At 43.8% G+C, this 13,348-nt stretch carries 10 protein-coding genes; 5 read left to right on the forward strand and 5 right to left on the reverse strand.

Features of this window, described 5'->3' with window-relative positions:
- Nucleotides 1–82 precede the first annotated feature (82 nt).
- The 3 genes from ACFFRD_RS06170 to ACFFRD_RS06180 all read left to right on the forward strand — a co-directional run bounded on the left by ACFFRD_RS06170 (nucleotide 83) and on the right by ACFFRD_RS06180 (nucleotide 4,250).
- Nucleotides 83–1,876, forward strand: a complete 1,794-nt coding sequence (locus tag ACFFRD_RS06170) for an ABC transporter ATP-binding protein (protein ID WP_392480807.1) — start codon at nucleotides 83–85, stop codon at nucleotides 1,874–1,876.
- Nucleotides 1,877–2,153: 277 nt separating this feature from the next.
- On the forward strand, nucleotides 2,154–3,956 hold the full coding sequence (locus tag ACFFRD_RS06175; RefSeq protein ID WP_392480808.1) for an ABC transporter ATP-binding protein: 1,803 nt from the start codon (nucleotides 2,154–2,156) through the stop codon (nucleotides 3,954–3,956).
- 39 nt (nucleotides 3,957–3,995) lie between these two features.
- On the forward strand, nucleotides 3,996–4,250 hold the full coding sequence (locus tag ACFFRD_RS06180; RefSeq protein ID WP_392480809.1) for a TIGR03643 family protein: 255 nt from the start codon (nucleotides 3,996–3,998) through the stop codon (nucleotides 4,248–4,250).
- A 297-nt stretch (nucleotides 4,251–4,547) separates the two neighbouring features.
- Here ACFFRD_RS06180 and ACFFRD_RS06185 read toward each other — a convergent pair whose 3' ends face one another.
- On the reverse strand, nucleotides 4,548–6,539 hold the full coding sequence (locus ACFFRD_RS06185) for an ABC1 kinase family protein (protein WP_392480810.1): 1,992 nt from the start codon (nucleotides 6,537–6,539) through the stop codon (nucleotides 4,548–4,550).
- A 276-nt stretch (nucleotides 6,540–6,815) separates the two neighbouring features.
- Between ACFFRD_RS06185 and recN the strand changes: the two genes are divergently transcribed.
- Together recN and ACFFRD_RS06195 are read left to right on the forward strand one after the other, a co-directional pair.
- Complete coding sequence (recN, locus tag ACFFRD_RS06190) at nucleotides 6,816–8,564, forward strand: DNA repair protein RecN (protein ID WP_392483256.1); 1,749 nt, start codon at nucleotides 6,816–6,818, stop codon at nucleotides 8,562–8,564.
- Between the two features lie 693 nt (nucleotides 8,565–9,257).
- Nucleotides 9,258–9,578, forward strand: a complete 321-nt coding sequence (locus tag ACFFRD_RS06195; protein WP_163928863.1) for a hypothetical protein — start codon at nucleotides 9,258–9,260, stop codon at nucleotides 9,576–9,578.
- 195 nt (nucleotides 9,579–9,773) lie between these two features.
- Here the strand turns inward: ACFFRD_RS06195 and ACFFRD_RS06200 are convergent, their stop codons facing one another.
- From ACFFRD_RS06200 to ACFFRD_RS06215, 4 genes are read right to left on the reverse strand one after another with little or no spacing between them, the layout of a single operon-like run.
- Nucleotides 9,774–11,042, reverse strand: coding sequence for an MFS transporter (locus ACFFRD_RS06200; protein ID WP_392480811.1), 1,269 nt, complete (start codon nucleotides 11,040–11,042; stop codon nucleotides 9,774–9,776).
- Complete coding sequence (locus ACFFRD_RS06205) at nucleotides 11,008–11,481, reverse strand: MarR family winged helix-turn-helix transcriptional regulator (RefSeq protein ID WP_012410989.1); 474 nt, start codon at nucleotides 11,479–11,481, stop codon at nucleotides 11,008–11,010. Before ACFFRD_RS06205 ends, ACFFRD_RS06200 begins: the two co-directional genes overlap by 35 nt.
- A gap of 19 nt (nucleotides 11,482–11,500) precedes the next feature.
- The gene (locus tag ACFFRD_RS06210; RefSeq protein WP_392480812.1) at nucleotides 11,501–12,355 is read right to left on the reverse strand and encodes an ABC transporter permease; all 855 of its coding nucleotides are present in this window, start codon (nucleotides 12,353–12,355) and stop codon (nucleotides 11,501–11,503) included.
- Nucleotides 12,312–13,163 (reverse strand): ABC transporter ATP-binding protein, encoded by an 852-nt coding sequence (locus tag ACFFRD_RS06215; RefSeq protein ID WP_392480813.1) that lies wholly within the window; start codon nucleotides 13,161–13,163, stop codon nucleotides 12,312–12,314. Before ACFFRD_RS06215 ends, ACFFRD_RS06210 begins: the two co-directional genes overlap by 44 nt.
- Nucleotides 13,164–13,348: the final 185 nt, after the last annotated feature.

Here is a 13,348-nt window from a genome sequence, read left to right on the forward strand (position 1 = left end):
GATCCCATATTTCCCATTGACCAGTTGTTTTTTTACAATCAAAGTGCGAGATAATTTTCCAAAGATAGAGGGGTGAATTCTAGTGGTTCAGCAACCAAAACTCCAGGAAACTTCGTCGATACAGTCAATGCAGCGTGTGCTGAAAAGTTTAAGCACTTACCGATGGACTTCGCTAGGAGCATTGGTCAGCCTGTTACTGTTGACGATCGCAAATGCCGTTACCCCACAACTATTTAGATGGGGAATCGATCAGGGTATTACCCAAAAAAACCTCCAAGTTGTGCTGTACAGCGCCGCCTGGATGGTACTCGCCGCGATCGCTCGTGGTTTATTTAACTTTGGACAAAGCTATTTAGCAGAAGCAGCCTCTCAGGGTGTAGCTTATGACCTGCGAAACAAGATTTTTAGCAAAATTCAAAATCTCAGTTTCAGCTATCATGACCAGGCGCAGACTTCCCAACTATTAACCCGTGTCACCAGCGATATTGAGCAGATCCGTACCTTTGTTGGTACTAGCTTAATTCAGGTCATTGGTGGAGTTGTCACACTGGTAACTATTGCAGTAATTTTGCTGGTGATGAACTGGGAACTAGCACTGATTACCCTAACAGCAGTGCCCATATCAGCATGGTTGATGGCAAGATTTGTCGGTCGGAATAACAAACTTTTTCGGCAAGTACAAGAGCAATTAAGCGACCTCAATGCTGTATTGCAAGAGAACTTGTTAGGAATACGGGTAGTGAAAGCCTTTGTCCGAGAATCAGCCGAAAGGTCGCGTTACACAACCCTAAATGATGGTCTAGTTAGGGCAAACATGAAGACCATTAGCGCCATCCATAATACCTTCCCCTTTATCTTTTTACTGAGTAACTTTGTCACACTGGCAGTTTTCGGCTATGGGGGAGCGCAGGTAATTGGGCGTAGATTTTCCATTGGCGAACTGGTAGCCTTTAACTCCTACCTAGCGTTGATTCTCCAACCTATTTTGTTGATTGGATTTGCTGCACCTGCGATCGCTCAATCAGCCGCTTCTGCTGAACGAGTCTACGAAGTTGTGGATGCAGAAGTAGAAATTCGTGATCGCCCCGGTGCTGTCCCATTTGACACCTGCGTTGGTAGAATCACCTTTGAAAATGTTTCCTTTCGCTATCCGGGAGCCAGCACTGAAACTCTCAAAGAAGTTTCCTTTGAAACAAGGCCCAAAGAGCTAATCGCCGTTCTCGGCATGACTGGTTCCGGGAAAAGCACAATTATGAACCTGCTTGCCCGTTTTTATGATGTCACAGGGGGAGCAGTTCGCATTGACGGACGAGATGTCAAAGATTTCACACTTAAAAGCCTGCGATCGCGAATTGGCATTGTATTTCAGGAAACCACCCTTTTCTCTGGCACAATCCGCGAAAATATTGCCTACGCTAAACCCGATGCAACCCTAGAGCAAGTGATTGAGGTTGCAAAAACCGCCCAAATGCACGATTTTATTATCAGTTTACCCGATGGCTACGAGACGATTGTGGGTGAACGGGGCGTAGGCTTATCTGGTGGACAGAAACAAAGAATTGCGATCGCTCGAACCTTACTAACCGATTACAGTATTTTGATTTTGGATGATAGTACCTCAGCCGTAGATGCCAAAACTGCTGCCCATATTCAAGCCGAACTAGATGGCTTAATGCGCCAAAAAGCTTGTACAACTTTTGTAGTAGCTCAACGCATTAGCACTGTCAAGAATGCCGATCGTATTTTTCTCATGGACAAAGGTCGATTAGTCGCCCAAGGCACTCACGAAGAATTGATGGAAACCAGCCCCCTCTACGGTGCAATTTTGGAATCTCAGGTAAAGGCGAAAGAAAAAAATGATACAAAACTAACATAAATAACTAATCCACTTCAGTTAAGTATTTCTTCCTTCTTTTACTTAGCGTCCTTTGCGTCCTTAGCGGTTCGTTAAAAAAATTGACTTTGACAAAGAGTTAAGCCTTAACTGAACCGTATTAATAAATAGTCTTGTTCGAGACTTTTATAACAACTAATTAAAAGCAAAGACCTTGTAATCCAAAATCGTTCGACTGAGCGAAGTCGTACCCCTCCGGGGAAGCAAGCTACGCGCAGCGTTCCGCAGGAAAGTCCAAAATCCAAAATTTAAAATTGCTATGAGAAGCACTATTCCCGTTGTTGCATCTGAGCAGGCGAGTAAGCAACTTTCTACCCTGCGGCGCTTTTTGCAATACCTGCTACTTTATCGCAAAGAAATTCCCATCGCCCTGACATTAGTATTTATTGGTGCTGTAACCCAGGCCATTGGGCCCTTTTTCCTCGGTTGGTCGATCGATCGCCTAATTGAAAAAGGTAATTTACAGGGACTCCTACTGTTATTAGGTCTACTAGCCCTAAACTACGGACTTGGCGTTTTAGCAATCCGGGGTCAAATTATTCGAGTCGGCTGGATTATGCAGCGATTGCTGGCTCAACTGAGGCAAGATATTTTTCTCAAAATCCAAAGTCTGCCCCTCAGCTTTTTCGATCGCAGCGAAGCGGGCGATTTAATGAGCCGTCTGCTGAATGATGTCAATACTGTGAATCAGGCATTTGGACTGACGATCGCCCAAATGCTGGGCAACATTTTCAGTTTGGTCGGTATCATCATTGCGATGCTCTCAATTAACCTGCAACTTGGCTTATTGAGCAACCTGGTTGTGCCACTGATGATTTTTACCACAAGTTTGTTTGCACGTTGGGCAAGAGCCAGGTTTCGCGTTACCCGACAGACCATTGGGGAGCTTTCCGCCAAGTTGGAAGAAGATATTGGCAGTGTCAGAGAAGCACAGGCATTTAATCGGGTACAGACAAACATCGCCCAATTTGACGTTCTTAATGCTGCTAATCGTGATGCCAACGTCGAAGCTGTAGCAATTACTTCGGCCTTTTTGCCCTCTATCGATTTTCTCAACACACTCGCAACCGCAGGTGTGCTGGCTTATGGTGGCTATCTTGCCGTCACTGGGGCTGTAACAGTGGGCGTGGTGACATCGTTTTTACTTTATGTCCAGCAGTTTTTCCGCCCGATCCAGATTCTCAGCCAGTTTTACACCCAAGCTCAATCTGCCTTCGCCGGATTAGAGCGAATCTTTCTATTACTAGATGAACCGTCAGAACTAAAAGATGCACCCGATGCGACACAAATGCCGCCGATTCAGGGGGAAGTGAGATTTGAGAACGTCAAGTTTGGCTATAACCCAGATCAATTGGTTCTCAAAGGGGTGAATTTGCACGCCTATCCAGGGCAGATGATTGCATTAGTCGGGCCGACTGGTTCGGGTAAAAGTACAATTATTAACTTGATTTTGCGCTTCTACGATGTATCTGGTGGTGCAGTAAAAATTGATGATATTGATGTGCGTAGTGTTACCCAAGCAAGTCTGCGCCGTCAAATTGGCATCGTTTTACAAGATAATATTTTGTTCAGTGGTACTGTCGCCGAAAACATTGCCTTTGGCGCTCCTCATACTACCCAAGCTGACATCGAAGCGGCTGCACAACTGGCAAATGTACATGAGTTCATTACCTCACTACCACAAGGCTATACAACCCAATTGGGTGAACGAGGAGCGCCCCTGAGCCAGGGACAACGACAACTGATCAGTATTGCCCGTGCGGTATTAATTAACCCGCGCATTCTGATTCTTGATGAAGCCACCAGCAGCATTGACACGCGCACAGAAGCGCTAGTCCAAAGTGCGATCGCTCGTTTGCTGCAAGGTCGTACCAGTTTTGTAATTGCTCACCGTCTCAGCACAGTTACTCAGGCAGATCAGGTATTAGTAATTCAGCAGGGACAAATTGTAGAGCAAGGTACTCACGCCGAACTCATCAATCGGCAAGGTGTATACGCCAACCTCTATGGTCTACAACTGGGTGCAGCAGCAGACACAACGGTTCTTCAAAACGAAAAGTAAAATATATATAGCTCGAATTTATCAATTGTCAAAAAAGGAATGAAGCTACCTAACCTCGATTCAGAAACTATAAATCGCATTATTGAGATGGCATGGGAAGATAGAACATCTTTTGATGCGATTGAGGCTCAGTTTGGACTGCTGGAGAAACAGGTAATTGCCTTAATGAGGCGTGAAATGAAAGAGTCTAGTTTCCAGATGTGGCGAGAGCGAGTTACCAAACGCCATACAAAGCATTTATCTAAGCGAGAATTTATTGCAGGTCGGTTTAAGTCGCACAATCAAAAAACGTAACTAATTGAAAGTAAAATGACATAGAAGAGGAAGACTACGGTTATGGCGCTTTTTACGAATCCATTGATGCTATTGTTTTGGGCAGCAATACTTATGAAGTAGGACTTGGTTTTGATAAAATCGAAAAAGCCTTAACTGAGCAGTATTGCACTTCGTTCTGAAGTTGAATGCAAAACTAACCAAGAAACCGTTTGCGAAAGTGCAACTAGGTTTTAGAAAAGCTGGAAGAGTTTGGTTATATAGTTATGAATGTTGAAGAATTATGAGTTAAAGGAATTTTTTAACTCATAACTCTTACTAGGATGCCAATAATTGCCGAATCAATCTAGCTACAGCTTTTTGCGTGAAGCGGTTGGCAATTTGTTGACCTAAACGTTGTACATCGGAATTTACCAATAACTGAGAAATTTGAGTCGCAAGTTGCAGTGGGTCAAAGCCTCGTGTTTCTCGGAGAATACCTAATATATGTTTGATATGCTCTAAGGTTTGTTGTTGCTCAACTGTCGCTGCTGGAGTTTCATTAACTGCTGTCAATCCAACTCGTTCCCGTAATAGGGAGGTGAAGTTATGCAAAACGTTTTTACTTAAAGCATCGAGTCCATTAACAGATTCATCTACTAGCTTGTCAAGGATGAAAGCACCACGTTCTGATGACAGAAATTCTATTCCCTGATTCAGCACTAAATTGAAGTCGTAGTCTTGACTGTTACGTGCATTACGTAACAAGTTTTCTAAGCGATTCCAGCGAAATCTGCCATCTTTAAATAGCAAATCTTGCAATGATGCTCTTAATTGCGGTGCTTGGTCTGTTAACAGGCGTTTCGAAACGTAGGGATAAGCTTCGCTGAGGACTTTAAAGTTGGGATCTATAAATATTGCAATCCCTTCGAGAGTAACAAGGGAACGAATAATTAAGGCGTAGTAGGGCGGTACGCGGAAAGGATACTCATACATCAAAGCCGATAGTTCATCGGTGATGCTTTTAATGTTAAGGTCGGCAACGCTGGCTCCTTGGGCATCAGCAAAGACTCTGGCAAAAGCTGGGATAATTGGTGTTAAATCGGTTTCTGGCGATAAGAAGTCTAATTTAACGTAGTCTTTTGCTAATCCTTCAAAGTCACGGTTGACGACGTGGACGATCGCTTCAATTAAACCATAACGCTGTGGTGGCTTAATTTCGCTCATCATTCCGAAGTCGAGATAAGCCAATTTGCCATCTGGTGTTGCTAATAAATTACCAGGGTGGGGATCGGCGTGGAAAAATCCATGTTCTAGCAACTGGCGCAAAGAACATTGGACACCCACTTCAATTAGATAACGAGCATCTATGCCTTGAGCGCTAATTTCTGCTGTCTGGGTTAATTTAATACCATTAATCCATTCCATCGTCAAAACGCGACGATTGGTATATTCCCAGTAAATTTTTGGTACGTAGATGTCTTTTATATGACCGTATAACTCGAAAAATCTTTCGGCATTTTCACCCTCGTGAATATAGTCCATCTCTTCAAAGATGCGATCGCCTAATTCATCGAGAATCCCAACTAAATCACTTCTTACCCGTTTGACTGTTTTCTGCACCCAGGCGGCGATGTTACGTAAGATATACAAGTCGATGGTGATCCGCTCTCTTAAGTCGGGGCGTTGGACTTTTACGGCAACTTCTTCACCAGTTTTTAGCTTACCTTTATATACTTGTCCCAAGGAAGCCGCAGCAATTGGCTGGGCCGAGAGTTCGGCGTAAACCTCTTCTGGAGGTGCGCCTAGTTCTTCTTTAATAAACTGGTAAGCAAGTTCGTTAGGAAAAGGTGGTAATTGGTCTTGTAGCTTAGTTAATTCTTCTAGATATACGGTAGGAACGAGATCCGGTCTAGTGGACAAAGCTTGTCCAATTTTGATATAAGCAGGCCCCAGTTGAGTCAGTAATACTCGAAGCTGAGTAGCTCGGCGGCGGTCATTTTTGACGACAATTCCCCGTTTACTATCCGACCACAACCCAAAAGCAAAGGATAAAGTCGGCCCCAACACGGCGAAAATCCGCCGTAAAACTTGCAGGGGTCTGTTTTGATAATGCTCCGCTATGCTCACGGGATCGTAAAGCGTCTCAGGTTCGGCTGTTGTCCGGATCTTTTGGGCTGCTAAGAGTCTTGGCGATCGCACAACTAAGCTCGGTGTACCATTTTCTTCTGGCACTATATCTATAACGTCCAGTTCACCTCGGCTATTTGTGCCGTTGCTACTGTCCTCCTGAATCGGTCGGGAACTAGGGGGAAGTGTCTTAACAATCATGAAAAAGGCCACCAGTCAGAACGATCACATTAAGTATTGTAACAATATCTTTACGAATTGGGAATTAGAAATGGGGCATTGAGGATTAGAAATTAGCAGGGTTCAACTAATTTTTTCTATTACCCATTATCGATTACCCATTACTCAAAGGTTTGCTACACTTAAACGGGCATACTAGTTCAATAGTATTAGGTATTGCTAGTTGTTGGAAAATCATACTTATTGTCCTGTAAATTAGAAGTATCCGGCATCTGCCCTTATGGAGAATTTGGCTTGATGTTGCTTTGCCTGCGAATTGAAAACTTTGCCTTAATTGACCAACTGGAATTGGAATTTGGCGCGGGACTAAATGTGCTGACAGGTGAAACCGGCGCTGGAAAATCGATTATTTTGGATGCCATTGATGCGGCTTTAGGCGGTAAAGTCTCTAGTCGAGTCATTCGCACGGGGACAAGTCGAGCGATGGTAGAAGCAACTTTTACCTCAAATGCTCCCCTAGCGGCTTGGTTGACTGAACAAGAAATAGATTTGCTTGATGAAAATTCCGTAGTTATTAGCCGAGAAATCACAGCCACTGCTACTAATATCCGCAGTCGATCGCGGGTGAATGGCGTGTTAGTAAATCGGCAGATTATGGGAGGAATGCGCGATCGCTTAGTAGAAATCACAGCCCAAGGTCAAACGGTACAAGTGGGACAATCTGCCCAAGTCCGCGACTGGTTAGATTTATATGGCGGCGACTCTTTAATGCAGCAGCGTCATAAAGTCGCTACGAGTTTTAATACTTACCAACAGGCGCATTTAGCATTAGAAAAACGCCGGACATCAGAACGGGAACGGTTGCAACAACTAGATTTGCTCACTTATCAAGTGCAGGAATTGGGAGCAGCTAATCTCAGCGAACCTAATGAATTGGAACAGTTGGGACAAGAACGGGAACGCCTGAATCATGTCGTCGATTTGCAACAGATGAGTTACAAGGTTTATCAGGCTTTGTATCAAAACGATCATGAAACCCCAGCCGCAGGAGATTTACTGGGAGATAGTGAGGCGATATTAAATGACATGGTGGAGTACGATACCCAGCTGCAACACCTGTTGGAATTGGTAAGGGACGCGCAAGCTGCGGTAATGGAAGTGGGAAGACAGATTAATGCTTATGGGGACGGTTTGGAAGCCGATCCACAGCGATTGGAAGAGGTGGAAGAACGGATTCAAGAATTAAAGCAAATTTGCCGCAAGTATGGGCCAACACTTACCGAAGCGATCGGTTATTACGAACGTATCCAAGGGGAATTAGCCCAGCTTAACGACAGTGAACAATCTATCGAAAATTTAGAACAGCAAGAAAAAGCGTGTTTTGAAAAACTCACCCAAGCGACTAATCAGTTAACTCAATTGCGGAGTAAAGCCGCTGCTAATTTAGAATCACGTTTAATAGCTGAACTCAAGCCTTTAGCGATGGAAAAGGTGAAGTTTCTGGTTGAGATAGTACCTGCTTTCCCCACTGTTATGGGAGCAGATAAAATAACCTTTACATTTAGTTCTAACCCTGGAGAACCACTGCAACCTTTAACGGAAGTTGCCTCTGGCGGGGAAATGAGCCGCTTTTTACTAGCGCTGAAAGCTTGTTTTTCTCAGGTTGATGTGGCTGGGACAATGGTTTTTGATGAAATTGATGTCGGGGTTTCGGGAAGAGTCGCCCAAGCGATCGCGGAAAAATTACACCAGCTAAGTCAACGCAATCAGGTATTGTGTGTTACCCACCAGCCTTTAGTTGCGGCAATGGCCGATCGCCATTTCCGCGTCGATAAGCAAACTATCAATCAAGGCAAAGGTAAAAAAGCTAACAATGAGAACGCTGAACAGCGTACCGTTGTTAGAGTTACGACCTTGGATAATTTAACCAGTCGCCGGGAAGAATTAGCGCAGTTAGCTGGTGGTAAATCTGCAAGTGATGCGATCGCTTTTGCTGAATCTCTTTTACTACAAGCTGCTAACCACCGTCAAAAAATTAAAAATTAAAGATAAATCACTGGTCTGTCAACTTAGTTTTGAGCGTTAAAGGAACGAACCACAAAGAACGCATTCGCGTAGCGTCTCGTAGAGAAGATAAGGAAAAGGAAAATAAGAGAAATTGAAAACATAAAAACCTTAACCTGTGTAGGTTGGGGAGCCACTGCGTTGGGTGGGTTTCCCGAAGCTACGCTCTTAGCGTTCCCGCAGGGTAGCAAGTGGTGTTTGAGGAACGTAACCCAAGACAAGCGTTCATTGTTGGGTTTCACTTCCCTACGGAACGCTACGCGAACGTTCAACCTAAGCGTATTGGGATATGACCATCTAGAGGGATTTGTTAACCTAGTATACGGTTCGTTTAAAAAGATGTGTAGGGACAATTTGTCAAGTCTCATGCATACCAATTTAAATAAGTTTAACCTGCAAATTGCAGTAGAAAAAGTATCTAAATATTTGACATAAGCATCTAAAGATTTTTCATTGTAAAAATAACTTAATTTTTATATATTTTTTCAAGTAACTAGCGTTAATTAAAGGTTTTTTGGAAAGTAAATTTTATGAAACCACTATACAATACATTCCAAAAATATCAAGATTAGCAATGAAAAAAACAAAACAAAAGTTACTAAGAAAGCTTAATTATGCTTCCTTAGTATTTCTTGATTACACAAAATTTATCTACTAATAGGAGGATTGACTCTCATGGCATTTGATGCAAATTCTTTTCCTGTTAACGCCTTGGATAGTCTTTATCCTGGCAACCTCAGCGATCCGTTTGCACCTGGAGGAGCATTCGGCATACCAACGGCTGCTAGCTTCGACCTTGCTGAGTATGGTATTCCAACTGATGGCAACTTTAATTTGGGTAGCTTTGGCATTCCAAGTGAGGGCGGCTTTAATTTGGGTAATTTTGGTATTCCAAGTGAAGGCGGCTTTAATTTGGGTAGTTTTGGTATTCCAACTGATGGCATTATCCCAAATTTTGGTGCTAATGCGGGCGGGGGAAGTTTCCCAATTTTTTAGTAGCAATTCTATAACTTTTAGGGCAAATTGAAGTTAGATATAATCTCAAAAATTTGAGTTTTTCTATCTTTTAATTACGCAAGCTGCAACTTTCACTAAACAAAAATCCCACTCTATGCAAAAGCTACGAGATTGTGATTCTTATCTTTTGCTGCGGTGGGACAAATATTATCTATGAAAAATAGATAAGTATTTCTATTTATACTCTTGCAAAGCTCCTAACTTACGAATTCCTGGCCAAATCATTGCCGTAGCAATTACCACCACAATTGTGCCAATTCCACCACCCACAACGGAAATCACCGGGCCAAATAAAGCAGCAGTCAAGCCGGACTCAAAGCCCCCTAACTCATTGGAGGCACTAATAAACACGCTATTAATAGCAGCAACTCGACCACGCAAATGATCGGGTGTTCTGATTTGAACCAATGTATGGCGAATCACAACGCTAATGCTATCCAGTGCGCCACCAAGAATCAGCATTAACATAGACAGCCAAAAGGAACGGGAAAGTCCAAAGATAATTGTGACAACCCCAAAGCCAACCACTGACCACAATAAGGCCGGGCCTGCTTTGCGTAACGGCGGTAAATACGCCAGAGTAATCGCCATAGTCAAAGCACCGATGGAGTGAGCTGCTTGTAGATATCCCAACTCCACTGGCCCCACGTGTAAAATATCTTTGGCAAAGATGGGGAGAAGCGCGATCGCACCACCCAACAATACTGCAAACATATCTAATGTGATTGCTGCTAAAATCAACTGATTCTGCCAAACAAATTTAGCGCCAGCTGCAAGCGCTTGGAGTGAGATTGGCTCAGTTGAGCGAATAACTTTTTGCTCTTTAATCGCCAGGGTTAAAATAAAACACAGCAACGCTGCGATCGCTGCTAATACATAAACTCCTGTAGCACTTCCCAATAGCGCAATCCCGAATCCCCCGAAGGCTGGGCCGATAACTGCGGCTAACTGAAAGCTACTACTATTCCAAGTAGCTGCATTCGTAAACGCACTGACAGGTATCAATTGCCACATTAGAGCATCGCTGGCAGGTTTGAGGAATGCCCTAGCGACACCTGTTAATACCAAACAGGCGTAAATTAGAAAAATTGCACCTTGAGTATAGGAAAGTACTGCTAAAGCCAGCGAGCAGAGGGCTAGCAGTATCACCGACAGTAACATGGTGACTTTGCGATCGCGGCGATCTGCAACATCTCCGGCAATTAAGGTGAGAATAATCATCGGTAGGACTTGCGCCAGTCCTACACCACCTAAAGCGATCGCTGAGTTAGTGCGCTCATAGAGTTCCCAGCCAATCGCTACAGTTTGCATTTGCGACCCCACGAACAGCACCAGCCGTCCAATGGTAAATAGCCGATAGTCTCGAAACTTAAAGGCTGCAAAGGGATCGTGTTCTGCAACCTCAAAGTTATGGGGCTTTGAGTTCTGTTTTTTCGAAGACATTTTTTAGTAGAGTTAAGCCTTCTTCAATGTTGGAAATTTGGTCTTCTGAAAGACCTTTTAGCAAGTCGGTAATATGAGCGCGAGTTTGATCTTGGGATTGCTTGAGATGGTGTTTTCCATCTTCAGTTAAATTGAGCAGCACCCGCCGCCGCTCTTGAGGATGAGCAATCCGTTTCACGAAGTCGCGTTGTACCAAGCGTTCTATGGTTGCTGATGCCGTGGCAGAGGTGACACCTAAATGCTCTGCTAAGTCAGATAATGAAGCACCAGGATTCCGGTTGATAAATGCTAGCGATCGCAATTGAGGTATAGATAAAAAAGCGGCACTATGGGCACGCATATCCGCTCGGATAAACCGCATCACTAATGGAACTGTCTCCATTACTCTAGCGGCACATTCTTCGGAAGTTGCACCTTGATTAGGTTTATCCAAGGTCATGGGCTTGTTGTTCTCCTAGTTACATGGCCACCCGTGGATAAAGTTTTCCACCAAGGATGGCCAAAATGATTAATGTGAATAAGAGAATTGTACAATCCAGACCAAAGCCATAGATGCTAGTGCCATTCAACAGCATAGTGCTACGTAACCCGTCAACCAGATAAGTCAACGGATTTAAATGGGAAATGAACTTTAACCAACTGGGCATCAAAGAAATCGGATAGATGGCATTGCTCGCAAAAAATAACGGCATCGTTAACAATTGTCCAATACCCGTCATCCTTTCTCGGCTTTTCACCAAACAGCCAATAATTAATGAGAAAATACAAAAAGAACCCGCTCCCATTATGACTAGCAGCAGTACTTGGAGAATAGCTAGGGGATAAAGATTTAGTTTGACACCTAATAAAAATGCTAATCCGTAAATGAATATTACCTGAGATAAGCACCTCACCCCACACGCCAGGGCTTTGCCCAACACCATCGCCACGCGAGGCGTAGGACTAGCTAAAAATTTATGGACAATGCCTAAATCTCGCTCCCAGATTAGCGTCATTCCACCGCTAAAAATTGCCACGAACAAAATACTCTGAGCCAAGATGCCAGCAGAAATAAAGTCTAAATAGGGTAGGTTCCCCGTAGGAATCGCGCGAGTTCGGGCGAAAACTTGCCCAAAAATTAACAGCCATAAAGCTGGTTGCACAGCCCGAACGACTAAATCAGTGGGATCGTGGCGGAGTTTACGTATTTCCAATTCAGCGATCGCCAGGGTTTTCGTAACTAGCTCTTTTATTGCAGAGATCAAATTTCCTCGGACAGTGGATGGTGCTTTAACCCAACCGTTGAGCGGTACGTCTGGTTCTTGCTGTGTCACGGTAGTTGACTCCTGATGTTAACTGGTCGCCTGTATAGTGAATAAAGACATCATCCAAAGTTGCATTTGGGTTATCTAAAGAAGCTTTTAAGTCAGTTGGTGTGCCTGTGGTAACGACTTCACCTTGCTGCATAATCGCCACTCGATTACATAAGCTATCCGCTTCTTCTAAAAAGTGGGTTGTTAAAAATATAGTTGTGCCGTAATCAGCACAGAGTTGTAGTACAAGTTGCCATACTTGAGTTCGAGCGATGGGATCTAGTCCAACAGTCGGCTCATCAAGAAACAAAATTTGGGGTTGATGTAGAACTGATATGCCAATTTCCAGCTTGCGGATCATCCCACCAGAGTAGTTTCGTACCAAGCGTTTCGCCGCATCTTGCAAACCCATGTATTCTAGAATTTCATAGATCCGGCGATCGCGTCCTTTGGCAGGTATTCCATACAGCTTGGCGAAGATTAAGAGATTTTCGTAACCCGTGAGACTACCATCAGCAGAGAGCGCCTGGGGGACATAGCCGATAGCCCGTCTTACAGGATTGGGTTGACGAGTCACATCATAGCCAGCTAAGGTTGCTTTCCCTGCACTGATAGGCAGCAAGGTTGTCAACATCTTAAGAACTGTACTTTTCCCTGCACCATTGGGGCCAAGTAGTCCAAATACTTCGCCCTGTTCTACAGATATGCTCAGGTTATTAACTGCGGTTAACTTACCAAAACGGCGTGTGAGTCCCTGAGTTTGCAAAATCAACGGTTTTGGTTCGCTAGCAGGTTGCGATCGATTTATTTTTCCCGTCAGTATTGTCACAAGTTTGATGCACTTCTATTAATTAGTAAATCTAACTATTAGCTTCTCAATAGATTTACTAGAAGTCAATAGACTTCTGGCATAAAGTTGAATCAGAGTAAAAAAAAACTCAGTAGGGTGGCGGCGAGGTTATTGATAGGGGAAGTATCACTGACAAATTAACCGCAAACACTTGCTAGGGATGG

Source organism: Nostoc sp. C110, from assembly GCF_043099725.1.
GTDB lineage: Bacteria > Cyanobacteriota > Cyanobacteriia > Cyanobacteriales > Nostocaceae > Nostoc > Nostoc muscorum_A.

Bases quoted from the DNA above. Each gene is read 5' to 3' on its own strand.
- ACFFRD_RS06185 (WP_392480810.1), bottom strand. From the start codon at position 6,539: ATGATTGTTAAGACACTTCCCCCTAGTTCCCGACCGATTCAGGAGGAC.
- ACFFRD_RS06205 (WP_012410989.1), bottom strand. From the start codon at position 11,481: ATGACCTTGGATAAACCTAATCAAGGTGCAACTTCCGAAGAATGTGCC.
- ACFFRD_RS06200 (WP_392480811.1), bottom strand. From the start codon at position 11,042: ATGTCTTCGAAAAAACAGAACTCAAAGCCCCATAACTTTGAGGTTGCA.
- recN (WP_392483256.1), top strand. From the start codon at position 6,816: ATGTTGCTTTGCCTGCGAATTGAAAACTTTGCCTTAATTGACCAACTG.
- ACFFRD_RS06180 (WP_392480809.1), top strand. From the start codon at position 3,996: ATGAAGCTACCTAACCTCGATTCAGAAACTATAAATCGCATTATTGAG.
- ACFFRD_RS06175 (WP_392480808.1), top strand. From the start codon at position 2,154: ATGAGAAGCACTATTCCCGTTGTTGCATCTGAGCAGGCGAGTAAGCAA.
- ACFFRD_RS06195 (WP_163928863.1), top strand. From the start codon at position 9,258: ATGGCATTTGATGCAAATTCTTTTCCTGTTAACGCCTTGGATAGTCTT.